Genomic DNA, 25,284 nt, shown 5'->3' with positions numbered 1-25,284 from the left:
CGCCCGGCACCGCCCCGGCGCCACAGGCGCTAGAATGAATGCTGGACTCCCATCGCCGCTGCCATGACCACCCACGCCCAACGCGCCTTCGTCCTGTCCGTGCTCGTGCTGCTCATGGCGGCCAGCCGGGTCAATCACTTCGCGGCGATCCCCGATGCATCGTGGGCCGTGTTCTTCATCGGTGGCTTCTACCTGCGCAGCTGGACGCGCTGGGCCTTCCCGTTGCTGATGGTGCTGGCGATCGTGATCGACGTGCTGGTGATCCGCGCCAGCGGCATCGGCTACTGGCAGCATTACTGCGTTTCGCCGGGCACCGCCCTGCTGGTGCCGGCCTACTTCGCCATGTGGGCGGGGGGTGCGGTACTGCGCCAGGGGTATCGCGGCGCCAGCTGGGCGGCACTGGGCAAGGCGGCGGCATTGCTGATCGCGGCCGTGGCGGTCTGCCACCTGTTCGCGCAGAGTGGCTTCTACTGGACCAGCGACGTGGTCGCCGCGCCGACGCCGGGGGGCTGGCTGAAGAACTATGCAGACTGGTTCCTGCCCTACCTGCGCACGGCCTCGATCTATGTCGGCCTGGCGGCCGCGCTGCAGCTGACCACCGAACAGGTGACCAAGCTGCTGCAGGCCCGCCGCGACGCCCTGCACTGAGCTGCGCCAGCATGGGCAACCGGCTGTCGCGCATCTATACCCGCACCGGCGACGACGGCACCACCGGTCTGGGCGACGGCAGCCGCGTGCCGAAGGACGCGCTGCGGGTCAACGCCTTCGGCACCGTCGATGAGGCCAACTCGGCACTGGGCGTGCTGCTGGCCGTGGCCCTGCCCGACGACGTGCGGGCGCTGCTCACCACCGTGCAGCACCAGTTGTTCGACCTTGGCGGCGAGCTGTGCATCCCGGGCCACGCCGCCATCCAGGCCGCCGACGTGGCGGCACTGGAACGCCAGCTGGACCAGTACAACGCCGATCTGCCCGACCTGAAGGAATTCATCCTGCCGGCCGGCGGCGAAGCGGCCGCACGCTGCCATCTGGCGCGCACCATCGTGCGCCGGGCCGAGCGCGAGACCGTCAGCCTGGCCCGCCACGAGCCGGTTCGCGCCGAGGCGCTGCACTACCTCAACCGCCTCTCCGACCTGCTGTTCGTGCTGGCGCGGGTGCTGGCCCGTGCCGACGGCCACGGCGAAGTGCTCTGGCAGCACACGCGCCGCCACGGCTGAGCCGCCCACCGGAACCCTGTCCGCATGCTGGTTTTCACCCATCCTGCCTGTCTGCAACACGATCCCGGCCGCGGCCATCCCGAATGCCCGCAGCGCCTGCAGGTGGTGCTTGATGCCCTGCAGGCGGCCTACCCGGACCAGCTGGACTGGCGCCAGGCCCCGCCGGCCAAGTTCGGTGAGCTGGCGCGGGTGCACGACAGCGAACTGATCGACCTGGTGCTCAAGCCGCAGACCGAGCCGCTGCGCCTGATCGACATGGACACGATGACCTCGCCCGGCTCGGCCAACGCAGCCCTGCACGCCGCCGGCGCCGGCGTGGCCGCCGTGGATGCGGTGATGCTGGGCGACGACCCCGTGGCGTTCTGCGCGGTCCGCCCGCCGGGCCACCACGCCACCGCCAGCACCGCGATGGGCTTCTGCCTCTTCAACAACATCGCCATCGCCGCCGCCTATGCACGTGACCGCTACGGCCTGGAGCGCATCGCGGTGGTCGACTTCGACGTGCACCACGGCAACGGCACCCAGGACATCTTCGTTGCCGACCCGCGGGTGGCCTACTACAGCACCCACCAGGCGGGGCTGTTCCCCAATTCGGGGCTGCGCCGCGACCGCGGCGCGGGCAACCTGCTCAACATCCTGCTGCCCCCGGGCAGCGGCAGCTTCCGCTTCCGCAATACCTGGGCCGACGAGATGCTGCCGGCGATCGATGATTTCCGGCCGCAGCTGCTGCTGATCTCGGCCGGCTTCGACGCCCACCTGCGCGATCCCCAGGCCGACCTGATGCTGGAGACCGACGATTTCGCCTGGATCACCGCCGAGCTGCGGGGCCTGGCCCGGCGCCATGGCGGTGGCCGCGTGGTGTCCATGCTGGAGGGCGGATACGACCTGCAGGCCTTGGCCGAATGCTCGGTCGCCCACGTCGGGGCGATGCTGTGATGGGTGCCGGCCAACGGCCGGCGCTACCGTGCTCCGGATGAACCTGAACCCCGCCCCGCGAAAGGCCTTCATTGCCCCTATGCAAGGGATGGGGCAAGCTACGATCCGTTTTCGCCCGAATCCGAAGCCCGCGTGCGCCGAGCCCTCCGCCTGCTACCCCTCCCCCTGAGCATCGCCATCTGCCTGCCGGCCATGGCCGACGACAAACCGGTGAACTGGGGCCTGTGCCCGGTAACCGATGTCCTGCCCGTGTTCGATGATGCCCCCGTGGCGGACAAGGCCGCGGCCGAAACCCGCGACCAGCAACCCACCGATATCGAAGGCGACACGCTGTTCGGTACCAGTACGGTGCCGCAGTACCAGGGCAACGTGGCGCTCAAGCGCGGCGACCAGTTCCTGGGCACCGACCACCTGAGCTTCGACACCGAGAGCGGCAATTACATTGCCGAAGGCAACGTCCGGTACCAGGACTCCTCGATCCGGATGGTCGCCAAGCGCGCCGAGGGCAACCAGGAGTCGGATACCCACAAGATCAGCGACATCAAGTACCAGCTGGTGTCCCGGCGTGGCAACGGCGGCGCCGAGTCCATCGACCTGCAGGGTGCCGTGGGCCAGATGCACCGCTCCACCTACACCACCTGCGATCCGTCGCAGCCGATCTGGAAGCTGTCGGCCCCGCAGATCGACGTGGACAACGACGAAGGCTTCGGTACCGCGCGCAACGCGGTACTGCGCATCGGCAAGGTGCCGGTGCTGTGGGCGCCGTACTTCAAGTTCCCCATCGACGACCGTCGCCAGACCGGCCTGCTGTACCCGGAGCTGGGCCTGTCCGGGCGCAACGGCTTCGACTACGCGCAGCCGATCTACTTCAACCTGGCGCCGAACTACGACGACACGCTGACCCCGCGTTACATGAGCAAGCGCGGCTTCATGCTCGACAACGAATTCCGCTACCTGTACGACGGCGGCCGGGGCGAGCTGCGGACCGCTTACCTGCCCAACGACAAGCTGCGCGACAAAGACCGTGGCCAGGTGCAGTACGAGGGGTACCACAACCTCAACCCCAACTGGCAGGCGCGCGCCAACATCGGCTGGGTGAGCGACGAACGCTATACCGAAGACTTCTCCAGCAAGCTGCTCGGTGTGACCACTTCCAGCATCCAGAGCCAGGTCGGTATCTACGGGACCGGTGAAAACTGGACCGGCGGGCTGATGGCCGACTACTGGCAGCTCACCGACTACACCCTGACCGAATCCTCGCTGCCCTATGCGCGCCAGCCGCGCGCGTTCTTCAATTGGGACAAGCCGCTGCTGCCGTGGCTGGAAGTGGGCGTGTATGCCGAAGCGGTGCACTTCACCCATGACGACGCCAACCAGAAATTCGGCGCCGAGGGCGACTACGAACGCACCGGCGTGGTGACGCCGTATTACAACGGCTCGCGCCTGGACGTGAAGCCGTATGTCACCCTGCCCTTCGCCGGTGCATCCTGGTACGTCACCCCGACCCTGGCCTACCGCTACACCGGTTACGAGCTGGACCGCGGGCTGGCCGACCAGACCCGGCTGCAGGCACTGAACGACGCGGGCATCACCAACCCGACCCCCGACCAGCTGCGTGGCAACACCTCGCCGCACCGCAGCGTGCCCATCGCCAGCCTCGACGCGGGCATGTTCTTCGATCGCGAGACCGAGATCGGCGGCACCTCGTACCTGCACACGCTGGAACCGCGCCTGTTCTACCTGCGGACGCCGTACCGCGACCAGAGCGAGCTGCCGATCTTCGACACCCGCGACTTCACCTTCAGCTGGGGCCAGCTGTTCCGCGATTCGCGCTATACCGGTGCGGACCGCCAGAACGATGCCAACCAGCTGACCATGGCGGTGAGCACCCGCTTCATCAACCAGGAAACCGGCCGCGAGCGCTTCTCCGGCAGCATCGGCCAGATCCTGTACTTCGACGATTCGCGGGTGACGTTGCCCGGCACCGCCTCGCAGGTGGAACAGGGCAAGTCGGCCTGGATTGCCGACGCCAACTACGCCATCAACGACCGCTGGAACCTGGGCGCCACCTACCAGTGGGACCCCAAGTACAAGCGGGAGGATCTGGCCAGCGTGCGTGCGCGCTACCTGATGTCCAACGACGGCATCGTCAACCTGACCTACCGCTACCGCATCAATGCGGCCGCCTCGAGCACCGCGACCAAGGAAGAGCGCACCCTGCTGGAACAGGCGGATCTGTCCTTCCTGTACCCGATCAACGAGCGCTGGAGCGTGGTGGGTCGTTACTACTACTCCATCGCCGACAAGGCGCCGCTGGAAATCATCGGCGGCGTGCAGTGGGACAGCTGCTGCCTGGCCGTGCGCGCCCTGGCCCGCCGCTACGTGCGCAACCGCGAGGGTGAGCTCAACAATTCCTTCCAGATCGAGTTCGTGCTCAAGGGCCTGAGCTCCATCGGCCAGAACACGGACCGCACTTTGCGCCGTGCTATTCTCGGCTACTACCGAGACGACCTCTATCTCGTGCCGCCCAGCAACACGGGCGCCCCCACGCGCGACGACTACGATCCGAACCTGATCCCATGACCAAGACTCTTCCTGTCCTCCTTGCTTCCCTGCTCGCGGTCACCACGGTGTCCGCCCCGTTGCAGGTGCTGGCCCAGCAGTCCCAGTCGCTGGACCGCATTGCCGCCATCGTCGACGAAGACGTGGTGCTGCAGAGCGAGCTGGACCGCGCCATCCAGAACATCAAGGCCCAGTACGCCGGCCGCGAGGCCCAGTTGCCGCCGGATGACGTGCTCAGCCGGCAGGTGCTTGAACGCCTGGTGCTGGTCAAGCTGCAGGTGACGCGTGCCGAAGGCAGCGGCATCAAGGTCAGCGATCAGGAATTGAACCAGGCCCTGAACGCCATTGCCCAGCAGAACGGCTCGAACCTGGACGCGCTGCGCCAGCGTCTGGCCGCCGACGGCGTGGATTTCAACGACTTCCGCAGCTCGGTTCGCGACGAAATCACCGTGCAGCGCCTGCGCCAGAGCTTCGCGCAGAGCCGCATCAGCGTCAGCGAAGGTGAAGTGGATGCCGCGCTGAAGCAGGAAGCGACCGTGGGTACCCAGTACCACCTGGCGCACATCCTGATCGCGCTGCCCGAAGGCGCCACGGCCGAGCAGATCAGCACCGGCCAGAAGAAGGCGGACGGCGTGAAGGCACTGCTGGACAAGGGCGAGCTGGACTTCAATGCCGCCGCCGTGCGCTATTCCGACAGCCCCAACGCACTGGAAGGTGGCGACCTCGGCTGGCGCACGCAGGATGAGATCCCCAATGCGTTCGCGCAGATGATGGCTCAGATGAACGCCGGCGACGTGGTCGGCCCGCTGCGTGGCCCGAGCGGCTTCCAGCTGCTCAAGCTGGTGGAAAAGCGCGACGCCAGCGCCGCCACCGGCGGCCAGACCATCACCGAGTTCCACGGCCGCCATATCCTGATCCGTGTCACCGACCAGCAGGACAACGCGGCGGCCAAGGCCAAGATCGACACCCTGCGCGCGCGCATTGCCGGTGGCGCCGATTTCGAGGCCGTGGCCAAGGAATCGTCGGAAGACACCAACAGCAAGGGCCAGGGCGGTGACCTCGGCTGGTTCCCGGCGGACGCATTTGGTCCGGACTTCGGCAAGCAGGTCTCCGGCCTCACCGATGGCGGCGTCAGCCCGCCGTTCCGCACCGACGCCGGCTGGCACATCGTGCAGCGCGTGGCGACCCGCCAGACCGATGCGGGCACCGACAACAAGCGCTCCCAGATCCGCGAGACCATTGGCCGTCGCAAACTGGAAGAAGAGTACAACCGTTACCTGCAGGAACTGCGTGGCGAAGCCTACGTTGACCTGCGCAGCGGTGATCGCGCCCAGGCCACCCCGGCCCCGGCGCCGGCCAAGCCCTGAGGTTGGCCAGATGATCCCGCAGCTCGCTCTGGTACCGGGCGAGCCCGCTGGGATCGGCCCGGAACTCTGCCTTCGCCTGATCCAGCAGCCGCGCACCGATTGCCGGCTGCTGGCATTCGCCGACCCGGATACGCTGCGCGCCGCTGCCACCGCGCTGTCGCTGCCGCTCACACTGTTGCCTGAAGATGCCATCGCCCGCCAGCCGGGCGATCTGCCGTTGCGCGACGTGCGCAATGCGGTCCCGTCGCGCTTCGGCCAGGCCGATCCGGCCAACGCCAGCGCGGTGATCGGCGCGCTGCTGCAGGCCGGCCAGGCCTGCCTGTCCGGCGCACTGGACGGGGTGGTCACCGGGCCGGTGCACAAGGCGGTGATCAACCAGGGCGGCATTGCGTACAGCGGCACCACCGAACTGCTGGCCGACCAGGCCGGGGTCGAGGTGGTGATGATGCTGGCCAACGACATCGTCCGGGTGGCCCTGGCCACCACCCACCTGCCCCTGCGCGCGGTGGCCGATGCGATCACGGCCGACGGCCTCGGCCGCACACTGCGCATCGTGCACGACGCGATGCACCGCCAGTTCGGCATCGCCGCGCCGCGCATCGCCGTACTGGGACTGAACCCCCATGCCGGCGAAGACGGCCACCTGGGCCGCGAAGAACTGGACCTGATCATCCCGCTGCTGGAGCGCCTGCGCGCCGCCGGCATGGACCTGGTCGGCCCGCTTCCGGCCGATACCGCCTTCCTGCCGGCCAAACTGGCCGGGTTCGACGCGGTACTGGCCATGTACCACGACCAGGGCCTGCCGGTGCTGAAGTACAGCGGTTTCGAGCAGGCCGTCAACATCACGCTGGGTCTGCCCTACCCCCGGGTGGCGGTTGACCACGGCACCGCGCTGGACCTGGCCGGGCGTGGCCTGGCCGATCCCTCCAGTCTCCTCGCTGCCACCGGGCTGTGTGCCCGGCTGGCGCGGCAACGTAAGATGGCGCCATGACTTCCCCGTATTCCCCCTCTGCCGCCGGATTCACCGCGCCGGCCAAAAAGCAGCTCGGCCAGCACTTCCTGGCCGATCGCAGCTACATCGACAAGATCGTCCTGGCGGTCAACCCGAAGGACGACGACCGCCTGGTCGAGATCGGCCCGGGCCAGGGCGCCATCACCCTGCCGCTGCTGCGCCGCCATCCGCACCTGACCGTGATCGAGTTCGATCGTGACCTGATCGCACCGCTGACGGCCGCCGCCGCACCACTGGGCGAGCTGACCATCGTGCACCGCGACGTGCTGCAGGTGAACTTCACCGAGCTGGCCGGCGACGGCCAGATCCGCCTGGTCGGCAACCTGCCCTACAACATCTCCTCGCCGATCCTGTTCCATGCCATGGAGCACGCCGCGGTCATCCGCGACATGCACTTCATGCTGCAGAAGGAGGTCGTCGACCGCATGGCCGCCGAACCTGGCAGCAAGGTGTATGGCCGCCTGAGCGTGATGCTGCAGGCGTGGTGCAAGGTCACCTCGCTGTTCGTGGTGCCGCCGGGCGCGTTCCGGCCGCCGCCCAAGGTGGACTCCGCCGTGGTGCGGCTGGTGCCGCGCGACCCGGCCACGGTCGACATCCATGATCGCAAGCGCTTTGCCGACGTGGTCCGCGCCGCTTTCGGGCAACGTCGCAAGACGCTGCGCAATGCCCTCAACGGCGTGATCAGCGCCGAGCAGTTCGAGGCCGCCGGGGTGCGCAGCGATGCACGCGCCGAGCAGCTGGACGTCGCGCAGTTCATTGCCCTGGCCAACGTACCGGTTGCACCGGTCGAGTAGCGCCGCCAACGTGGCATGTCCCACCGGCGCTCACCTCAAACTGCACAACACCCTCTAAACTGCCTGCATGAACGACGCTGCAAACTATGCGATCTCGGTCGAGGTCGCCCCGCGTTTCCTTGATGACCAGTCCATTCCCGAGGACGGGCGCTTTGCGTTCGCCTACACGATCCGCATCCACAACCAGGGCCGCGTCGCGGCGCGTCTGGTGGCCCGCCACTGGCGGATCACCGACGGCAATGGGCGCGTGGAGCACGTGGACGGCGACGGGGTGATCGGTGAGCAGCCCCGGCTGCGCCCGGGTGAAGACTTCCGTTACACCTCCGGTGTCATGCTGGAAACTGAACACGGCACGATGCAGGGGCATTACGACATGGTCGCCGACGATGGCACCGAGTTCGCCGCGCCCATCGCGCCGTTCGTGCTGACCGTTCCGCGCACACTGCACTGATGGAGGCGCACGCATGAGTGTCTGGGCCATCGGCGATCTGCAGGGCTGTTACGACGTCACCCAGCGCCTGCTGGAGAAGATCCGCTTCGACCCGGCGGTGGACACACTGTGGTTCTGTGGCGACCTGGTCAACCGCGGTGGACAATCTTTGGAAACCCTGCGGCTGGTGCATTCGCTGCGCGACCAGAGCGTGGTGGTGCTCGGCAATCATGACCTGTCACTGCTGGCCGTCGGTGCCCGCACCGAGGAAGAGCAGCGCAAGGTCAACCCGGACCTGCTGCGCATCGTGCAGGCCGAGGACCGCGACGAGCTGCTGGAGTGGCTGCGCCTGCAGAAGCTGGTGCACGTGGACCGCGAGCTGGGCTGGATGATGGTGCACGCCGGGCTGGCCCCGAAGTGGACCACGCAGCTGGCCGAGAAGCACGCGCGCGAGGTGGAGGCGCAGCTGCACGGCAGCGGCTACCGCAAGCTGTTCCGCAACATGTACGGCGACAAGCCGGGCTGGTCGCCCGGGCTGGCGGGCTACGACCGTTCGCGCGCGATCATCAACCTGCTCACGCGCATGCGCTACTGCACGCCGCGCGGGCGGATCGGGATCGAAGACAAGGGCACGCCGGGCACGCAGGAACAGGGCCTCTATCCCTGGTTCGAAGTGCCGGGGCGGGTCGAACGCGATCTGAAGATCGTGTGCGGCCACTGGTCGGCGCTGGGTCTGACGATCACCCAGGGCGTGCACGCGATCGACACCGGCGCGGTCTGGGGCGGCAAGCTCACGGCGCTGCAGCTCGATACCGAGGAGCTGCGCGTGGTCCAGGTTCCCGGCCGCGACGTACCCAAGCCGGCCACACCCCCACGCCCACCGGCCCGCCGTCCGGCTGCCGAAGGCACCTCGCCCGGCAACGGCCGCCCCCCGCGCCAACGCGACGGGCAACCGCGCAACCGCGGCCAGCGCCCGCAGCAGCAGCCTCGCCAGCCCCGCGAACCCGCGGGCAGCGAAGGCAACAACACGCCCACCACCGCGTAGAAGTCCTGGAGCTCTCGTCTGCGAATGTGTCGGGCCTGGGCCGGCGGCACTCGCAGACCACGGCGTTGGCGTTGGCCTTACGACTTCCGCACGTAATCCACGAAGGCGAATGCAAACGCGTGCTTCGCGTCGACCGGGTGGTGTTCGCGGGTTGTCTCGATCCACTGCTGTGGGTCGACCGGCGGGAAGTGCGTGTCGGCCTGTACCTGCGTGGCCACCCACGTCAGGTGCAGGTCCGTGGCCTGCGCCAAGGCCAGGCGGTAGATCTCGCCACCGCCGATCACGCACAGCTCGTCTGCGCCCGCGGCCGCCGCGAACTGCAGCGCCTCGTCGATGGACGCCACCGCCTGCATGCCCTCGAACGGCACCTGGCCCGAACGGGTCAGCACCAGGTTCGGGCGACCGGGCAGTGCGCGACCCAGCGATTGGGCCGTCTTGCGGCCCATCAGGATCGGCTTGCCGATCGTGAGCGCCTTGAAGCGCTTGAGGTCGTCGGGCAACTGCCAGGGCAGCTGGTTGTCATGGCCGATGCCATGGTCGCGGTCGAGCGCGGCGATCAACGAGAGTTTCATTCCTGGGCGGCTTCCATCCGCAGCGCGTCGCAACGCTCCTGCGCGCCGCGTACCGCCGCAAGCGCTTTCTGCACGCCCGGGTCGGCGTCCATGGACGCGTCGGCCACATCGGTCAGCTTGGCCAGGTGCGCGTCCTGCGCCGCCTGGAGGCCGGGGGCGGACATCACGTCGGCACTCAGCCCATCCAGATCGCCGGCCTCCCGGCGATCGAGGAACCCCTGCAGCTGTTCCGCCGTGTAGGCCTGAGCCAACTGCTGCTCGAACGCGCGCTGGTAGGTCGGGTCATTGAACGCCGCCTGCATGAAGCGCACCAGTTGAGCGGACATGCCCGCCACCGCCGACCGCATGGCCGGCTCACAGCCGGCCGGCAGGTCACGCGGCATCAGCCCCGCACCGGAGGCACCGGCCATGGCGGCCACGCCTTCGTTCACCTCCCGCTGTACGATCTGGGCGTTGACCTGTGCGGCCAGCGCCGCCGAGGGCGTCGCCGCCTGCACCGTCAGCGGAAGCAACGCCGCCAGCGCCAAGCCGAGCGCCAGGCCTGCGAACGGCCTCATACCGCCACCGGCGCCTTGATCGCCGGGTGCGGGTCGTAGCCATCGATCCGGATGTCGTCGAACTGGAAACCGAACAGGTCGGTGACCGCCGGATTCAACCACAGCGTGGGCAGCGCGCGCGGTTCGCGCGAGAGCTGCTCGCGGGCCTGCTCGTAGTGGTTGGAATACAGGTGCGCGTCGCCCAGCGTGTGCACGAAATCGCCCACGCCCAGCCCGGTGGCCTGCGCCACCATGTGGGTGAGCAGCGCGTAACTGGCGATGTTGAACGGCACGCCCAGGAAGATGTCGCCGCTGCGCTGATACAGCTGGCAGCTGAGCTTGCCGTCCACCACGTAGAACTGGAACAGGTTGTGGCAGGGCATCAACGCCATCTGCGACAGCTCGCCCACATTCCACGCGCTGACCACCAGCCGCCGCGAATCCGGGTTGCGCTTGATCTCGTCCACCAGCCACTGCATCTGGTCGATGCTGCCGCCGTCGGCCGTGGCCCAGCTGCGCCACTGCTTGCCGTAGATCGGGCCGAGGTCGCCGTTGGCGTCGGCCCACTCGTCCCAGATGCGTACCTGGTGCTCCTTCAGGTAGGCAGTGTTGGTATCGCCCTTCAGGAACCACAGCAGCTCATGGATGATCGAGCGCAGGTGCAGCTTCTTGGTGGTGACCAGCGGGAAGCCATCGGCCAGGTTGAAGCGCATCTGCCAGCCGAACACGCTGCGCGTACCCGTGCCGGTGCGATCGGCCTTTTCGGTGCCGTGTTCCAGCACATGCGCAAGCAGGTCCAAGTAGGCCTTCATGCCTTGCTCCCGGCAGGCGTGGTGGGCGGCAGCACCGGCTGCAGCACCGGCGCGCGGCGCGACAGCGCCAGCAGCACCAGGCCGAAGGCCACCAGCGGCAGGCTCAGCAGCTGGCCCCGGGTGAACCAGTCGAACGCCAGGTACACGCCGTTGTCGGGCATGCGCACGAATTCCACCGCGAAGCGGAACACGCCGTACATCAGCGCGAACAGGCCGGAGATGACGTAACGGTGGCGTGGCTTGGCCGATACCGCCCACAGCACCACGAACATCACCAGGCCTTCCAGCAGCGCTTCATACAGCTGCGAGGGGTGGCGGGCAAATTGATTGAGTGCGCCGCTGGCGAACTGCTCGCGCAGCGCCGGCATGTCCAGCTGGTTCAACGGCGCCGGCAGGCCGCTGGGAAACACCACGCCCCAGGTGCCGTCGGTGTACTTGCCCCACAGCTCGGCGCCGATGAAGTTGCCGATGCGCCCGAAACCCAGCCCCAACGGCACCAGCGGCGCCATGAAGTCGATGGTGTCGCCCAGGTGCAGGCGCTGCTTGCGCGACCACCACCACGAGGCGAACAGCACGCCGAGCAGGCCGCCGTGGAAGCTCATGCCGCCGTCCCACACCTTGAACAGCAGCAGCGGGTTGTGCAGGAAGTCCGACAGCGCATAGAACAGCATGTAGCCCACGCGGCCGCCGACCACCACGCCCAGCATCGCGTAGAAAAGCAGGTCGGAGAACCCGTTGGCATCCACACCCGGCAGGCGCCCGGCCGCGATCCGCCGGCGCCCCAGCCACCAGGCCGCCGTGAAGCCGAGCAGGTACATGATGCCGTACCAGTGCACCTTGATCGGCCCAAGCGAGATGGCGATGGGGTCGATATCGTGGAAATAGATCATGGGCGATGCCTTGCAGGTAAGCGGCTATTCTCAGGCCAGCGCCGCCCTACCTCAACCAATCAGTTGGGGCGCGTTCGGCAGGGCGTCATCCTTGGACCCGGTACCGGGCGGATAGTGCCCGGCCAGCAGGTCCGATACCTCGGCGATGGCCAGCAACACCGCGTCCTGCAGGGCACCTTCGCGCAGCTGCTGCTGCATGTGCCCGCAGACCGCCTTCCACTCCTGCTCGCCCACCTTGCCGCGCAGGCCGCGGTCGGCCACCAGCTCGATGGCGTGGTCGGCCAGCAGCAGATAGACCAGCACGCCGTTGTTCTGCTCGGTATCCCAGGTGTGCAGCTGGGCGAAGGCCTGTTCGGCGCGCTGGCGGGCACTGACGCCCCGCCACAGGGCCAGCAGCGGCAGGTCGGCTTCCACTGCGAACATCACCTGGCCGCCATGACGGCGCTCGCCGTCAGCAATTGCATCGGTGATCGCCTGCAGACTGGCCGGCGGGAAGGTGCGCCGCAGCGACGGTGCGAACAGATGGCGCCAGCCGCGCATCACCAGCCTCCCGAGGCGCCACCGCCTCCGGAACGTCCACCGCCGCCACCCCAGCCGCCACCGCCTCCGCCGCCGAAGCCACCGCCGCCGCCCCATCCGCCGCCGCCAAAGCCGCCCCCGCCCCACCCGCTGTTACGGGCGAAACGGCCCACGCGGCCGGACGAGAAACCGACGAACAGGCCGATCAGCCCGGCCAGGCCACTGGCCAGCCACAACGAGGTGAACAGGAACGCGGCCACGGCGGCCCCGCCGCCGCCCAGCAGCGCGCGCACCGGGCGCGGCAGCCAGCCCAGCAGCGCACGGGCGAAGGTGCCCACGAAGAAACCGATCACCAGGGCCAGGCTGAAGCCGTCGCCACCGGTTCCGCGCGCGGCGCGGTTGTCGCTGACCGGCGGCGGCAGTTCCTCGCCATCGATCAACTTGACCAGCGCGGCGCTGCCGTCGACCAGTCCACCCGCGTAGTCGCCGCTGCGGAAGTGCGGGGCCAGGTATTCCTGGATCACGCGGTTGGCGATCGCGTCGGGGATCGCGCCCTCCAGGCCGTAGCCCGGCTCGATGCGGACCCGCCGGTCGTCCTTGGCGACCACCAGCAGCACGCCGTCATCGACGCCCTGCCGGCCGATCTTCCACTGGTCGAATACCCGCTGGGTGTACTGCTCGATGGTTTCCGGCTGGGTGCTGGGCACCATCAGGATCTGCAGCTGGCTGCCCTTGCGTTGCTGCAGCGCCACCGCCTGCGCCTCCAGCGCCTGGGTCTGCGCGGCATCGAGGGTGCCGGTGGTGTCCACCACCGGCGAAGACATCGGCGGAATCGCCGCGTCGGCCTGCGCCCAGGCCGACGCGGCCAGGCCCAGGCTCAACAGCAGCAGCACGCGCAGCAGCAGGCGGATGTTCACCCGGTTACTGCGCCGGCGCCTGCTGCGGCTGCGGCTGCGGCGCGGGCGCCGGGGCCGGCGTGCCGAACTTCACCGCCGGCGGCTGCGAGATCTGCGCTTCGTTCTCCACCGCGAAGTTCGGCTTTTCCTTGTAGCCGAAGAGCTTGGCAGTGATCAGCTGCGGGAACGAGAGGATGTAGGTGTTGTAGTCCTGCACCTGCTGGATGTAGCGGCCGCGGGCCACGGTGATGCGGTTCTCGGTGCCTTCCAGCTGCGCCTGCAGGTCGCGGAAGCCCTGGTCGGACTTCAGGTTCGGGTAATTCTCGGTGACCACCAGCAGCCGCGACAGCGCACCGCTGAGCTCGCCCTGCGCCTGCTGGAACTGCTTGAGCGATTCGGCATCGTCGGCGTTGACGTTGACCTGGCCGACGCGGGCACGGGCGTTGGTGACGTCGGTGAGCACCTGGCGCTCCTGGTTGGCATAGCCTTCCACGGTCTGCACCAGGTTGGGAATCAGGTCGGCACGGCGCTTGTACTGGTTGAGCACTTCAGACCAGCCGGCCTTGACCTGCTGATCCTTCTGCTGGATCGAGTTGTACCCGCAGCCAGACAACAGGCTGGCCAGCAGGGCCAGCAACATCAGTCGGGAGGACATACGCATGGCCGGATCCGGATCGGGGTGGTCGGGAGCCGGAGAATGCCATGAATAGGGGTTAATACCCCGTAACGGCGCGGGGCCGACTCGAAGGCCGGCCCCGGTGGGTACCGATCCGTGGGTCGGTACGCGTTACTCAACTTACCAATTGCCGGCACCCGGCACGTGGTGGGCCACGGCGCGGCGGCGCATCAGCAGGTTCAGCCATTCCACCAGCACCGAGAAGCCCATGGCGGCGTAGATGTAGGGCTTGGGCACATGCACCTCCAGACCATCGAGGATCAGCACGGCGCCGATCAGCAGGATGAAGGCCAGGGCCAGCATCTTCACGGTCGGGTTGGCGTCGATGAAGCGGCCCAGCGGGTTGGCCGCCAGCAGCATGACCGCGACCGAGAGCAGGATCGCCGCGACCATCACCGGGACGTGGTCGGCGATGCCGACGGCGGTGATCACCGAGTCCAGCGAGAACACGATGTCGATGATGGCGATCTGCAGGATCACCATGCCGAACACGGCCGAGGCCTTGGTGGTGGTGGGATCCTCGTCTTCGCCGCCGGTGATCAGCTCGCGGATTTCCATGCCGCCCTTGATGATCAGGAACAGGCCGCCGAGGATCAGCACCAGGTCGCGGATGGAGATGCCCATGCCGGCCACGGTGAACAGGTTGGCTTCCATGTGCGCCAGGTAGGCCAGCGACACCAGCAGCAGGATGCGGGTGATGCAGGCCACCGCGATGCCGAGCTTGCGCGCGAACGGGCGGCGCGCCTCGGGCAGCTTGCTCACGGCGATGGAGATGAAGACCAGGTTGTCGATGCCCAGCACGATCTCGAGCGCGCTCAGGGTCAGCAGGGTCAACCAGACGTTGGGATCGGACAGCAGCTCAAGGAACATGGATACATCCTTACAAGGGGGAATGGCGCGCGGTGCGCGTCAGAAAATCTGCGGGGCCAGCACCAGGCCCCAGCACAGCAGTACGTTCATCATCAGCACGAACACCGCCGCCGAACCCATGTCCTTGGCACGGCCAGCCATTTCATGGAATTCGGCACCGTAGCGTTCGATCACCGCCTCAATGGCGGAGTTGGCCAGTTCCATGGCCAGCACCAGCAGCATCGAGCCGATCATCAGCGCACGCTCGACCGGGCTCTGGCCCAGCCACAGTGCGAGCGGGGCAAGCACGATCAGCAGGTAGACCTCGAGCCGGAACGACGACTCGTGCAGCCAGGCGGCGCGCAGGCCCTGCCAGGACCACACGGCCGCCTTGAAGATGCGCCGGGGGCCACGCGGCAGGTGTCCGGTTTCGTCAGCCACGGGCGCACGCTCCGCAGGGGCGGGTGGACCGGGACGAGGGGGGCAGGACGTGGCTGACAGTCATGGGCATCGCTGAATGGGCAGTCAATCCTCCATTTTGCCACAAGGCGGGAAAATGGCCCGCGCGTTCGGCCCGCCCCCCCTGCCCATGGGTCCTCCCGGGACCGGGATGCGGGCCGCTGGCGCTCGCCCGGATCGCTGCCGTGGCCGGTCGGGGCGGCCAACGGCCGGCGCCGCCGGGCCTAGAATGAGGGGACGTATCGAAGGAGTCCTGCATGTCCCAGCGTTTCACACGCCCCCTGCTGCTCGCCCTGGCGCTGACCGCCAGCCTGCCCGCCCTGGCCCTGAAGACGGCGCCAGTGCCGCCCCCGCCGCAGGTGCCGGCGCAGGTCTCCAACGTGGCCTGGGCCGGTGACATGGCCGCCTTCGCCAAGGCCGACGCGGCCAACCCGCCGCCGCGCGGGGGGATCGAGTTCATCGGCAGTTCGTCGATCCGGATGTGGGACAGCCTGGCGACCGATTTCCCGGGCCAGAAGGTGTTCAACCGCGGCTTCGGCGGTTCGGAGGTGCGCGACAGCACGTGGTACGCCGACCAGATCGTGATCCCGTATGCGCCATGCAAGGTGTTCTTCTACGCGGGCGACAACGACCTCAACAGCGGCCGCAGTCCGGCGCAGGTACGCGACGACGTGGTCGCCTTCGTGCAGCGCGTGCACCGTGACCTGCCGACGACAACGGTGGAGGTCATCTCCATCAAGCCCAGCCCGTCGCGCGCGAACCTGCTGCCGGCGGTAAAGGAAGCCAATGGGCTGATCCAGACGGCGCTGGCCAAGCTGCCCAACACGGGCTACACCGACATCTACACGCCGATGCTCGGCGAGGACGGCCAGCCGCGTGCGTCGCTGTTCCGCGACGACATGCTGCACATGCAGCCGGAAGGCTATGCGATCTGGCGGGAGGCGTTGGCGCCGAAGGTGCAGTGTGGTGGCGGTTTGAAGCGTTGAAGCGTTGAAGCGGTAGAGCAGGAGCTGCGGGCTGGTTTGTCTGGGGTTGGGCCGGTGGGGGTGGGTTGGCGTGTCACGCGAAGCCGTACCCGCCGCGCCCCGCGAGCAGACAATCAAACCATCCGCCTTATCCGCCTTATCCGCCTTACCCGCTTCACCGATAAACAATCGTCGCCTGCGTCCCCACCCCGGGTTCGCTGGTCAGCGCGATCTTCCAGCCGAAGCGATCGCACAACCGGCGCACGATCGACAGGCCCAGACCCGTGCCCTGCGGGCGGCTCGGTTCGGCACGGTAGAACGGCTCGAATGCGCGCGACAGCGCCTCGGCCGACATGCCGATGCCCGTGTCGCGCACCACCACCCGGTCGTCCAGCACGTCCACGTCGATGCGGCCTTCGTCGGTGTAGCTGCATGCGTTGCGCAGCAGATTGCTGACCACCACCTGCAGCACCCGCGGCGGCGCATGCAGCTGGACCGGCGCCGCGCTGTGCAGATGGATCTCCACCGGCCGCCCGGCCAGCAGCTCGCGCGCGTTGTCCACTTCGTAGCGCACGATCTCGGCCACATCGAACAGTTCGATCTGCGGCTCCACGTCCGCCTCGCGCGCGAGGATCAGGAACGCGTCGATCACCGCCTCCATGTCACGGCCCGCCCGCTGGATGCGGTGCAGGCCGCGGCGCAGGCGCGGCGTCATGTCCTGGTCGCCCAGCGCCATGTCGCTGGCCACACGGATCACCGTCAACGGCGTGCGCAGCTCGTGGCTCGCATCCCGCGTGAAGTTGCGTTCGCGTGCCACGTGCGCGGTGACCCGCGTGGCCAGCGAATGCAGTGCCGCCGCCAGCTGGCGGGTTTCACCCTGCATGTCCGCCGGCAGCTTGTCCGGTGCCAGGTCCGCCGCTTCCGGATGACCCGGATTCCAGCGCGATACCCGCCGCGCCAGCCAGTTCACCGGCGACACCAGCCGTTTCGAGGCGCGGTAGGTGATCCACGAGGCGCCGTAGACCGCCAGCAACGTCAGCAGCACCGGCACGATGCCGAACCAGAAGGCCAGCATCTCCGCGCGCGAACGCAGGAACACCAGGTACAGGCGGCCTTGCGGGCGCGCGTCGACCAGCACCAGCTGGTCGTCTGCCTTCAACTCATGGAACCCGGGCACCAGCGTGCGCAGGTTCGCCGGCAGATTCAGCGCCGACTGCCCCGTTTCCAGCAGGTAGCCGCGGATGTTGCGCGTGTTCGGGGGCGGCTGCACCGGCGACGCCTCGTGCAGCTGCCAGAAGTACGCCGCCTCTTCCTGCAGCGCGCTGCTGACCAGGCTGTGCTTGATCACCAGCGATACCAGCCATGCACCCAGCAGGATGCCCAGGCTGGCCAGGACGGCCTGCAGGATGAAGACAATGCGGATCTTGCGCGGCAGACCGTGCGGCATTACGGAGTCCAGGGCGGTTGGCCGCGATTATAGGAAACCGCGTCGTGATTCCATCGTGCAAAAAACGACAATGTCCCGGCAAGTGCCGGGACAATGTCTTTACCAGCGCCGTCAAGCGCCCGCGCCGTCATGCGGCCCGCGTACCGTACCGCATCAGCTCATGGGCTGGGCGATATCGGCAATGCGGTAGCCCGCGCTCTGCACGGTGTGCAGCAACGGGCGGTCGAACGGCTTGTCGATGATCTTGCGCAGGTTGTACAGGTGGCTGCGCAGCGTGTCCGAGTCCGGCAGGCCGTTGCCCCAGATCTCCCGTTCGATTTCCTGGCGGGTCACCACGCGCGGCGATTCGCGCATCAGGATGGTGAGCAGGCGCAGCCCGATCGGCGACAGCTGCAGCTCGGTGCCGGCACGCGTGGCGCGCATGCTGACCGGGTCCAGCACCAGATCGGCGACCTTGAGCACTTCCGACCCCACCTGGCGACGCTCGCGACGGATCAGCGCGCGCAGGCGAGCCTCCAGCTCCTGGATCGCGAACGGCTTGGTCAGGTAATCGTCGGCGCCGAAGCCCAGCCCGGTGAGCTTGTCATCGAGCGTGTCGCGCGCGGTCAGCATCAGCACCGGCGTGGACTTTCGGGCGTCGTTGCGCAGACGGCGGCAGACTTCAATACCGTCCAGGCGCGGAAGCATCAGATCCAGCACGACGACGTCGTAACTGTTCTCGGCCGCCAGCCGATAGCCGTCCAGCCCGTCCTGGGCATAGTCGACCTCGAACCCACGGCTTTCCAGGTATTCACCGATCATCTCGGAAATATTGCGGTTGTCCTCGACCACCAGCACCAGGCCGGAGGTTTCCTTTGTCTGACGCATGGGAGTCCCTCTTTCTTCAGCTTTGTGAAACATGCCGTATCGGCGGTAGACGCGGTGTGAAGCCGCTCACAGCATGATGGGAAGCCGCATCAAAGCAGGGGCTTGAGCAGGGGCCAGACGTTGTCCAGCACCCGCGGCTGCCCCGCCGCCGTGGGGTGCAGGCCGTCGGACTGCATCAACCCCGGCTGCAGCGCCACCCCGTCCAGCAGGAACGGCAGCAGCGGCACCTTGTACTGGCTGGCCAGCCCGGCATAGACCTGGCGCAGACGGTCGCGATAGGCCGGACCGTAGTTGGGCGGTACGTCGATGCCCAGCAGCAGCACCTTGGCGCCCGCCTTCTGGCTGGCCACGATCATCTTCTCCAGGTTCGCGCGCAGCTGCACCGGGGTCAGCCCGCGCAACGCGTCGTTGCCGCCCAGCTCGATCACCACCACCGACGGCCGGTGCTTTTCCAGCAGCGCCGGCAGGCGGGTCAACGCACCGGCGGTGGTCTCGCCGCTGATGCTGGCATTGATGATCGCCGGCGGCGGCGTCACCTGTTGTTTGACCCGCTGCTGAAGCAGGTTTACCCAGCCTGACGCGGCCGGGATATTGTGGGCTGCACTCAGGCTGTCGCCGACCACCAGCACCGCGTGCCGGGTCTCCGGACCTTTGGCACAGGCCAGCGCGGGCAACAGCAGCAACCATGCCAGCAGCAAGAACGTCCGGGCCGCGCGGCCCTCCCACAGTGTTCGGTTCATTGGAGAATCCTCATCGACAGCCTGTCCCCCCGCAGCGCGCCCGTCGCCATCGCCGCCCACAACGTGGGCAAGTCCGCACGTGGCCCGGAGGGTGAAGTCCACATACTGGACAACATTGACATGACGGTACATGAAGGCGAAAGCGTGGCGATCGTCGGCGCGTCCGGCTCGGGCAAGACCACCCTGCTCGGCCTGCTCGCCGGGCTGGACCTGCCCAGCCGTGGCGACATCGCGCTGGCCGGTGCCACGCTGGGCACGCTGGATGAAGAAGCACGCGCGCAGCTGCGCGCGCGCGAAGTCGGCTTCGTGTTCCAGAGCTTCCACCTGCTGCCGGCGCTGACCGCCGAGGAGAACATCGCGCTGCCGCTGGAGCTGGCCGGACGCGAGGATGCCGCGCGCGTGCGCGAGGTGCTGGAACAGGTGGGCCTGACCCACCGCGCCCGCCACTACCCGCGCCAGCTGTCTGGTGGCGAGCAGCAGCGTGTGGCGCTGGCGCGCGCGTTCGTGGCCCGGCCGCGCATCCTGTTCGCCGACGAGCCCACCGGCAGCCTGGACCAGGCCACCGGCCAGCAGATCAGCGACCTGCTGTTCGCGCTCAATGCCGGCAGCGATACCACGCTGGTGCTGGTCACCCATGACCTGCGCCTGGCGCAGCGCTGCGAGCGCATCTACCGCCTCGACGGCGGCCGCCTGGTCGATGCTGCGGGCATCCACGCATGAACGTGCTGCGCCATGCCGGGCGCGCGTTGCGCCGCGAATTCCTCGCCGGCGACCTGTTGACCGTGTTCGCCGCGCTGGTGCTGGGCGTGGCGGTTATGACGGCCGTGGGCACGCTGGTCAACCGGGTCACGCTGGCGCTCACCGGCAGCGCCGCGGAGATGCTGGGCGGTGACCTGGGCCTGGGCGGGCGCGAGGATGTGCCGGAGGCCTTCGCCGATGAGGCGCGTGCACGCGGATTGTCCAGTACGCGCATGGTCAGCTTCCCCAGCGTGCTGTTCCATGGCGATGAGAGCCAGATGGCCAACATCAAGGCCGTAAGCAGCGGCTACCCGCTGCGCGGTGAGCTCCGCGTGGGCCGCACCTTGGCCGGTGGCGCCAGCGAAGTGGCCGGCACGCCGGCCGTGGGCGAAGCGTATGCCGATCCGCGCCTGATGCAGGCGCTGGGGCTGAAGGTGGGCGATGCACTGGAGTTCGGCGCCGGCACGCTCACGGTGACCCGTGTGCTGCAGGCCGAGCCGGACACCTCCGGCGAGCTGATGCAGTTGTCACCGCCGCTGCTGGTCAACCGTGCCGACGTGGACCGCGCGGGCCTGCTCGGCCCCGGCAGCCGCGCGTCCTACCGGATGATGTTTGCCGGCGAACCGGCAGCCATCGCCGACTTCCGCGCCTGGCTGCAGCCCAAAGCCAAGGGCCTGCGCATTGTCGGCATCGCCGACGCCCAGCGCGGCGTACGCGGCGCATTCGACCTGGCGGGCCGCTTCCTGTCGCTGGCGGCGCTGCTGGCCGTCCTGCTGGCCGGCGTGGCCACCGCCCTGGCCGCCAACCGTTTCGCCCTGCGCCGCATCGACCAGGTAGCGGTGCTGCGCTGCTTGGGCGCACGCCAGCGCGACATCCTCAGCGCCATGGCGCTGCAGCTGGTGCTGCTCGCGGTACCCGCCTGCCTGGTCGGCATCGGCCTGGGCATGGCCGCGCAGGCTGGGCTGGTGCAGGCCTTGGGCGGTCTGATTCCGGACCGGTTGCCGCTGCCGCAGGCCACCCCGGCCCTGACTGGCGCCGGCATCGGTCTGGTCCTGCTGCTCGGCTTCGGGCTGCCGCCGCTGCTGCGCCTGCGCAAGGTGCCGCCGATGCGCGTGCTCAACCGCAGCTTCGCCACCCTGCCACCCAGTTCCCTGCTGGTGTACGCCGCGGCGCTGGCGGCCACCGTGGCACTGACCGTGCAGGCCACCGGCGACGTGCGGCTGGCGGCGTGGGTGCTGGGCGGCCTGGCCGCGCTGGCGCTGCTGTCCGGTGCGGCCGGCGCCGCCCTGCTGTGGTTGCTGCGCGGGGTGCAGCCGCGCCTGCGCGGGCGCTGGAAGCTGGGGCTCGCCGCGCTGACCCGTCGCCGCGGGCTGGCCGTCATGCAGCTGGTGGGGCTGTCGCTGTCGCTGTGCGCGCTGCTGTTGCTGTCGGTGATCGGCCCGGGCCTGCTGGCGCAATGGCGCGACCGCCTGCCCAGCGATACGCCCAATTACTTCCTGATGAACATCCAGCCCGAGCAGCGCGAGGCGGTGCTCACCGCGCTGGGCCGCCTGGGCGTGGCCGCGCCGGGGATCGAACCGTTCAGCACCGGGCGGCTGCTGGCGGTCAACGACACGCCGCCGCAGCGGCAGGCACGCGAGGACAACAGCAACGACGACGACGACGCCAACCGGCCGGTCAACTTCTCGTGGCGGCACGACTTCCCCCCGGCCAACACGCTGCTGGAAGGGCGTTACTGGGCGCCGGGCAGCACCGCCGCCGAGGCGTCCATCGAACAGGGCTGGGCCGAGCGTTACGGCATGAAGCTGGGCGACACGGTCACCCTGCAGATGGGCGAGCAGCAGCGCAGCTTCACCGTGACCAGCATCCGCAAGGCCGATTGGGACTCGTTCCGGGTCAACTTCTTCCTGCTGCTCAACGAGGGTGCGGTAGGCGATGCGCCGTACAACCTGATCACCGCCTTCCACCTGCCGCGCGCCCAGGCACCGGCGCTGGCCGGGCTGACGCGCGAGTACCCGAACATCTCGCTGCTGGACATCGACGGCATCCTGCAGCGGGTGCGCGAGGTGGTGGATCGGGTGACCCAGGCGGTGCAGCTGGTGATGGGCTTCAGCCTGCTGGCGGGGGTGCTGGTGCTGCTGGCCGCGCTGCAGGCCACGGCGGGCGAACGCCGTTATGACAGCGCGGTGCTGCGCACGCTGGGCGCCACCCGCACCCAGCTGCGTGGGGCAGTGCTGGTGGAGTTCGGCGCGCTGGGGCTGTTGTCCGCGCTGCTGGCAGTGGGCGCGGCCGCCCTGCTGGGCAGCGTGGTGGCCCGGCAGGTGTTCGAGCTGCAGCTCAGCCCGCCGTGGGGGCCACTGCTGGTCGGCGGCGCCCTGGGCGTGGCGCTGAGCATGCTGGCCGGCTGGTGGGGGACGCGGCGGATCCTGCATACCCCGCCGGCGCTGGCCCTGCGGGAGGCGTAAACGCGGTTGATGACGCCGGTATGGGGCGGGCCTAGGTATGCTGCCCGCCCCTGCCCCTGAGATCGCCCGCGATGCCCGGCCCGTCGTTCACCGCCTATCTGTACCCCGTGCTGCTGCTGTTGGGCAGCAACATCTTCATGACCTTCGCCTGGTACGGGCACCTGAAGTACAAGAGTGCGCCGTTGATGGCGGTGATCCTGGTCAGCTGGGGCATCGCGTTCTTCGAATACTGCCTGCAGGTGCCGGGCAACCGGCTCGGCAGCGCGGTGTATTCGGCGCCGCAGCTCAAGGGCATGCAGGAAGTGATCACCCTGGTGGTGTTCGCGGTGTTCTCCGCGTTCTACCTGGACCAGCCGCTGAAGTGGAACCACTACGCCGCCTTCGTGCTGATCGTGGTCGCCGCATTGCTGATGTTCAAAGAGTGAGCGCAACGCGCTCACTCCGTAGCAACCGACTGTTAGTCGGTTGACCTTCCATCGCCGTCATTCGGTAGCGCACGACTGTTAGTCGTGCGACCTTCCATCGCCGTCATTCGGTAGCAACCGACCGTTGGTCGGTTGACGTTGCGGCGCGCGGTTCACGGTCCACCACCGCCACCAACGCGTCCCTGCGCATCCGCTGCTTCAGCGGCGAGTTGCCAAATCGCATTGCGGCCAGATCGGCACGCAATGCATCCGCCTGCTCTCGGCTGATCGACTCGGGATCCGAAATCTCCCGCCACGTGACCAGCGAAAGCCGCAATGCGATCTCAGCCCGCAGCAGCCCACGCATCGTCACCTTCAGTGCCTTCCGGCAAGGGTCCGAACGGGCCGCAACGCGCGCCTGGGCCAGCGACGAGCGCTCCTCGGCCGGTACATGCGAACGAAGAACGTCCACCAGGCTGTCCACCGCATGCGCATGAGCCCGGGGCTGCTGGTCCTTGTAGTCATTGAAGCTGATCCTGCGCAGGTCATCCAATGAATGCCCGGCCGTCACCGGACTGCCCAGCGGATTCACAGCGCGGCTGCGATACATGCGATGCAGCGACTCGCGCTGCGTGGGTATGTCGCTGGGCATACGTCCCTGCAGAGTGCCCCAGAAGGCAGCATTGATCGAGCCGTCCGCGAAGCACAACAACTGCTCGCCATCGGCGGTTTGCTCGTTGAATATTCCGGAATCAAGACAGGCTGTGTACCTGGTCTCCAGCGCGTCCAACAGGTGTTCCGGCAACGGCGAGTCACCGTTGCGAATGCTGTCGAGCTGAAAGGCGACCGAGCCATCACGTTCCACCGGTGCGGCACGAGCCCCCTGGAGTGCCGCTGCCGCACCGAGAAACCCGGTGAAGAGATTCGAAATACGCATCGAAAGCCAACTCTCACTATGCAGGAGCCGCAAGTAGTAATCACCTGCACACACCCTGCTTTCAAGAATCGATCACTTTCACCATGTCAACCCACGCCCGGTCGCGCCACCGCGGTCGGGCACGGCACCGTTCAACGCGTCGTGTCCAGCGGCGCCTTTTCCACCCATTGCGCGAACACGGCGTCGATCTGCGCGTCCTTGACCTGCTTGCCGTCCTGGAGGTCCTGGGCCTGGGTAAACAGCGGAATGATCATGGCCATGCCGTCGAGCTTTGTCTTCAGGTGTACGCCCGGTGCCTGGCCGAGGTAGCCGTCCCAGCGCGCGCGCACCTTGGCCCAGTAGTCGGCCGTTGCGGTCCAGTAGTCGTAGGCCGGTTTGAAGTCGACCTCGGTGGTGCGGTTGTAGTCGTTGAATCCGAACTCGCGCGCGATCTGCTGCTGTCTGCCGTCGGCGCCGCGCAGGATCTTGGTGTTGAACTGCTCGTGGGTCCAGCCATTCGGAGTCAGGGTGTGGCGGTTGACCACGGCCAGCGCGTTGTAGTCGCTGCGTCGCGTGTACTCGCGACGCGGCAAGGGACGCCAGCTGAGGTCGCTGGTCCAGGTCGCCACGCCGTTGCTGTAGTCCCACGTGCCGGTCCCGCAGTAGCGCGGCGCGTCGCTCACTTCGTACACGCACTGGGTCCAGGCGCCGGCATTCACCGCGGCATCGATCGGACGCACCTGCCAGGTCTGGTCGGCACTGAATTCAAAGCGCGTCGGTGCTTCGTAGACCCAGTCCTGTCGCCAGTGCTTGGTCACGTGGCCGCTCTTGCCGTCCACCAGCAGGTGCTGGAGCACGATACGCTTCGGGCTGTCCTCCACGACGATCACCACTTCGTTGCCGCCGCTGCGCACGGCGGGCGCGCGTTCGTAGCCGGGCTTGAGCAGCACGGTTTCGTCGAAGGCGAAGTCAACGACGTACTCGCCTTTCATGGCCAGGATGCTGGCGTGGTCGCGCTGCAGGTCGGCGGGGTTGGCATGGGCAACGCCGCTGCAGGCGAGCAGCAGCCAGGCACAGCCGGCGCGTAGTGACACGCCATGCGTGTCTTTCGTGGTGTCCGGAGAGTGCGTGGGACACGCGTGGCGTGTCGCTACAGACGTCGACTTCATCTAC

General features: G+C 68.0%; 27 protein-coding genes. 13 read left to right on the top strand and 14 right to left on the bottom strand.

Annotation, left to right across the window (positions count from 1 at the left end; all coding sequences use genetic code 11):
• The first annotated feature begins 63 nt into the window (after positions 1–63).
• The 9 genes from AC3ITN_RS03825 (at position 64) to AC3ITN_RS03785 (ending at position 9,360) form a co-directional block, all read left to right on the top strand.
• The gene (locus AC3ITN_RS03825) at positions 64–648 is read left to right on the top strand and encodes a hypothetical protein (protein WP_313346925.1); all 585 of its coding nucleotides are present in this window, start codon (positions 64–66) and stop codon (positions 646–648) included.
• Between the two features lie 11 nt (positions 649–659).
• On the top strand, positions 660–1,214 hold the full coding sequence (locus AC3ITN_RS03820; RefSeq protein WP_313346928.1) for a cob(I)yrinic acid a,c-diamide adenosyltransferase: 555 nt from the start codon (positions 660–662) through the stop codon (positions 1,212–1,214).
• Positions 1,215–1,238: 24 nt separating this feature from the next.
• Positions 1,239–2,150, top strand: a complete 912-nt coding sequence (locus AC3ITN_RS03815; RefSeq protein ID WP_489392129.1) for a histone deacetylase family protein — start codon at positions 1,239–1,241, stop codon at positions 2,148–2,150.
• Positions 2,151–2,282: 132 nt separating this feature from the next.
• The gene (gene lptD / locus AC3ITN_RS03810) at positions 2,283–4,733 is read left to right on the top strand and encodes an LPS-assembly protein LptD (protein ID WP_489392128.1); all 2,451 of its coding nucleotides are present in this window, start codon (positions 2,283–2,285) and stop codon (positions 4,731–4,733) included.
• A complete protein-coding gene (locus AC3ITN_RS03805; RefSeq protein ID WP_489392127.1) occupies positions 4,730–6,079 on the top strand; it encodes a peptidylprolyl isomerase in 1,350 nt (449 codons plus the stop codon). Before lptD ends, AC3ITN_RS03805 begins: the two co-directional genes overlap by 4 nt.
• A 10-nt stretch (positions 6,080–6,089) precedes the next feature.
• The gene (gene pdxA, locus AC3ITN_RS03800) at positions 6,090–7,070 is read left to right on the top strand and encodes a 4-hydroxythreonine-4-phosphate dehydrogenase PdxA (RefSeq protein WP_489392126.1); all 981 of its coding nucleotides are present in this window, start codon (positions 6,090–6,092) and stop codon (positions 7,068–7,070) included.
• A complete protein-coding gene (gene rsmA, locus AC3ITN_RS03795) occupies positions 7,067–7,885 on the top strand; it encodes a 16S rRNA (adenine(1518)-N(6)/adenine(1519)-N(6))-dimethyltransferase RsmA (RefSeq protein ID WP_313346942.1) in 819 nt (272 codons plus the stop codon). Before pdxA ends, rsmA begins: the two co-directional genes overlap by 4 nt.
• Before the next feature lie 67 nt (positions 7,886–7,952).
• Complete coding sequence (apaG, locus tag AC3ITN_RS03790; protein ID WP_313346944.1) at positions 7,953–8,336, top strand: Co2+/Mg2+ efflux protein ApaG; 384 nt, start codon at positions 7,953–7,955, stop codon at positions 8,334–8,336.
• Positions 8,337–8,349: 13 nt separating this feature from the next.
• Complete coding sequence (locus AC3ITN_RS03785; RefSeq protein ID WP_489392125.1) at positions 8,350–9,360, top strand: symmetrical bis(5'-nucleosyl)-tetraphosphatase; 1,011 nt, start codon at positions 8,350–8,352, stop codon at positions 9,358–9,360.
• 77 nt (positions 9,361–9,437) lie between these two features.
• Here AC3ITN_RS03785 and AC3ITN_RS03780 read toward each other — a convergent pair whose 3' ends face one another.
• The 9 genes from AC3ITN_RS03780 to AC3ITN_RS03740 all read right to left on the bottom strand — a co-directional run bounded on the left by AC3ITN_RS03780 (position 9,438) and on the right by AC3ITN_RS03740 (position 15,551).
• Positions 9,438–9,932, bottom strand: coding sequence for a dihydrofolate reductase (locus AC3ITN_RS03780; protein ID WP_489392124.1), 495 nt, complete (start codon positions 9,930–9,932; stop codon positions 9,438–9,440).
• The gene (locus AC3ITN_RS03775) at positions 9,929–10,489 is read right to left on the bottom strand and encodes a hypothetical protein (protein WP_313346951.1); all 561 of its coding nucleotides are present in this window, start codon (positions 10,487–10,489) and stop codon (positions 9,929–9,931) included. Before AC3ITN_RS03775 ends, AC3ITN_RS03780 begins: the two co-directional genes overlap by 4 nt.
• Complete coding sequence (locus tag AC3ITN_RS03770) at positions 10,486–11,280, bottom strand: thymidylate synthase (RefSeq protein WP_313346954.1); 795 nt, start codon at positions 11,278–11,280, stop codon at positions 10,486–10,488. Before AC3ITN_RS03770 ends, AC3ITN_RS03775 begins: the two co-directional genes overlap by 4 nt.
• Positions 11,277–12,170 carry a prolipoprotein diacylglyceryl transferase gene (gene lgt, locus AC3ITN_RS03765; RefSeq protein ID WP_489392123.1) on the bottom strand — a complete coding sequence of 298 codons (894 nt, stop codon included), beginning with the start codon at positions 12,168–12,170 and terminating at the stop codon, positions 11,277–11,279. The genes AC3ITN_RS03770 and lgt overlap by 4 nt, the downstream gene beginning before the upstream one ends.
• Positions 12,171–12,221: 51 nt before the next feature.
• Positions 12,222–12,710 (bottom strand): TPM domain-containing protein, encoded by a 489-nt coding sequence (locus AC3ITN_RS03760; protein WP_489392122.1) that lies wholly within the window; start codon positions 12,708–12,710, stop codon positions 12,222–12,224.
• Positions 12,710–13,600: a TPM domain-containing protein gene (locus AC3ITN_RS03755; RefSeq protein ID WP_489392868.1), complete on the bottom strand. Its 891-nt coding sequence runs from the start codon at positions 13,598–13,600 to the stop codon at positions 12,710–12,712. Before AC3ITN_RS03755 ends, AC3ITN_RS03760 begins: the two co-directional genes overlap by 1 nt.
• A gap of 10 nt (positions 13,601–13,610) precedes the next feature.
• Positions 13,611–14,246 carry a LemA family protein gene (locus tag AC3ITN_RS03750; RefSeq protein ID WP_489392121.1) on the bottom strand — a complete coding sequence of 212 codons (636 nt, stop codon included), beginning with the start codon at positions 14,244–14,246 and terminating at the stop codon, positions 13,611–13,613.
• Between the two features lie 135 nt (positions 14,247–14,381).
• Positions 14,382–15,131: a TerC family protein gene (locus tag AC3ITN_RS03745; protein ID WP_313346966.1), complete on the bottom strand. Its 750-nt coding sequence runs from the start codon at positions 15,129–15,131 to the stop codon at positions 14,382–14,384.
• Positions 15,132–15,170: 39 nt separating this feature from the next.
• Positions 15,171–15,551: a diacylglycerol kinase gene (locus AC3ITN_RS03740; protein ID WP_313346969.1), complete on the bottom strand. Its 381-nt coding sequence runs from the start codon at positions 15,549–15,551 to the stop codon at positions 15,171–15,173.
• A 275-nt stretch (positions 15,552–15,826) separates the two neighbouring features.
• Here AC3ITN_RS03740 and AC3ITN_RS03735 point away from each other — a divergent pair, with 275 nt between their 5' ends.
• On the top strand, positions 15,827–16,555 hold the full coding sequence (locus AC3ITN_RS03735; RefSeq protein ID WP_489392120.1) for an SGNH/GDSL hydrolase family protein: 729 nt from the start codon (positions 15,827–15,829) through the stop codon (positions 16,553–16,555).
• Between the two features lie 154 nt (positions 16,556–16,709).
• Here AC3ITN_RS03735 and AC3ITN_RS03730 read toward each other — a convergent pair whose 3' ends face one another.
• From AC3ITN_RS03730 to AC3ITN_RS03720, 3 genes are all read right to left on the bottom strand, one after another.
• Positions 16,710–17,981 (bottom strand): sensor histidine kinase, encoded by a 1,272-nt coding sequence (locus tag AC3ITN_RS03730; protein WP_489392119.1) that lies wholly within the window; start codon positions 17,979–17,981, stop codon positions 16,710–16,712.
• A 153-nt stretch (positions 17,982–18,134) separates the two neighbouring features.
• Positions 18,135–18,848, bottom strand: a complete 714-nt coding sequence (locus AC3ITN_RS03725) for a response regulator transcription factor (RefSeq protein ID WP_313346975.1) — start codon at positions 18,846–18,848, stop codon at positions 18,135–18,137.
• 89 nt (positions 18,849–18,937) lie between these two features.
• Positions 18,938–19,588 (bottom strand): arylesterase, encoded by a 651-nt coding sequence (locus tag AC3ITN_RS03720; RefSeq protein WP_313346977.1) that lies wholly within the window; start codon positions 19,586–19,588, stop codon positions 18,938–18,940.
• A gap of 120 nt (positions 19,589–19,708) precedes the next feature.
• On the opposite strand from AC3ITN_RS03720, the gene AC3ITN_RS03715 reads away from it, so the two are divergent.
• The 3 genes from AC3ITN_RS03715 (at position 19,709) to AC3ITN_RS03705 (ending at position 23,216) form a co-directional block, all read left to right on the top strand.
• Positions 19,709–20,308: an ABC transporter ATP-binding protein gene (locus tag AC3ITN_RS03715; protein ID WP_313346979.1), complete on the top strand. Its 600-nt coding sequence runs from the start codon at positions 19,709–19,711 to the stop codon at positions 20,306–20,308.
• Complete coding sequence (locus AC3ITN_RS03710) at positions 20,305–22,791, top strand: ABC transporter permease (RefSeq protein WP_489392118.1); 2,487 nt, start codon at positions 20,305–20,307, stop codon at positions 22,789–22,791. Before AC3ITN_RS03715 ends, AC3ITN_RS03710 begins: the two co-directional genes overlap by 4 nt.
• Before the next feature lie 71 nt (positions 22,792–22,862).
• Positions 22,863–23,216, top strand: a complete 354-nt coding sequence (locus AC3ITN_RS03705; protein WP_313346984.1) for a DMT family protein — start codon at positions 22,863–22,865, stop codon at positions 23,214–23,216.
• 103 nt (positions 23,217–23,319) lie between these two features.
• Here the strand turns inward: AC3ITN_RS03705 and AC3ITN_RS03700 are convergent, their stop codons facing one another.
• Together AC3ITN_RS03700 and AC3ITN_RS03695 are read right to left on the bottom strand one after the other, a co-directional pair.
• On the bottom strand, positions 23,320–24,132 hold the full coding sequence (locus tag AC3ITN_RS03700; RefSeq protein WP_489392117.1) for a hypothetical protein: 813 nt from the start codon (positions 24,130–24,132) through the stop codon (positions 23,320–23,322).
• Between the two features lie 131 nt (positions 24,133–24,263).
• A complete protein-coding gene (locus tag AC3ITN_RS03695) occupies positions 24,264–25,205 on the bottom strand; it encodes a DUF6607 family protein (RefSeq protein WP_489392116.1) in 942 nt (313 codons plus the stop codon).
• Between the last annotated feature and the right edge of the window lie 79 nt (positions 25,206–25,284).

The sequence above is a fragment of the Stenotrophomonas sp. KH_036_B genome (assembly GCF_057839485.1).
Note: the sequence above shows the minus strand (reverse complement) of the source record. Positions and strands in the feature narration are given on the sequence as shown.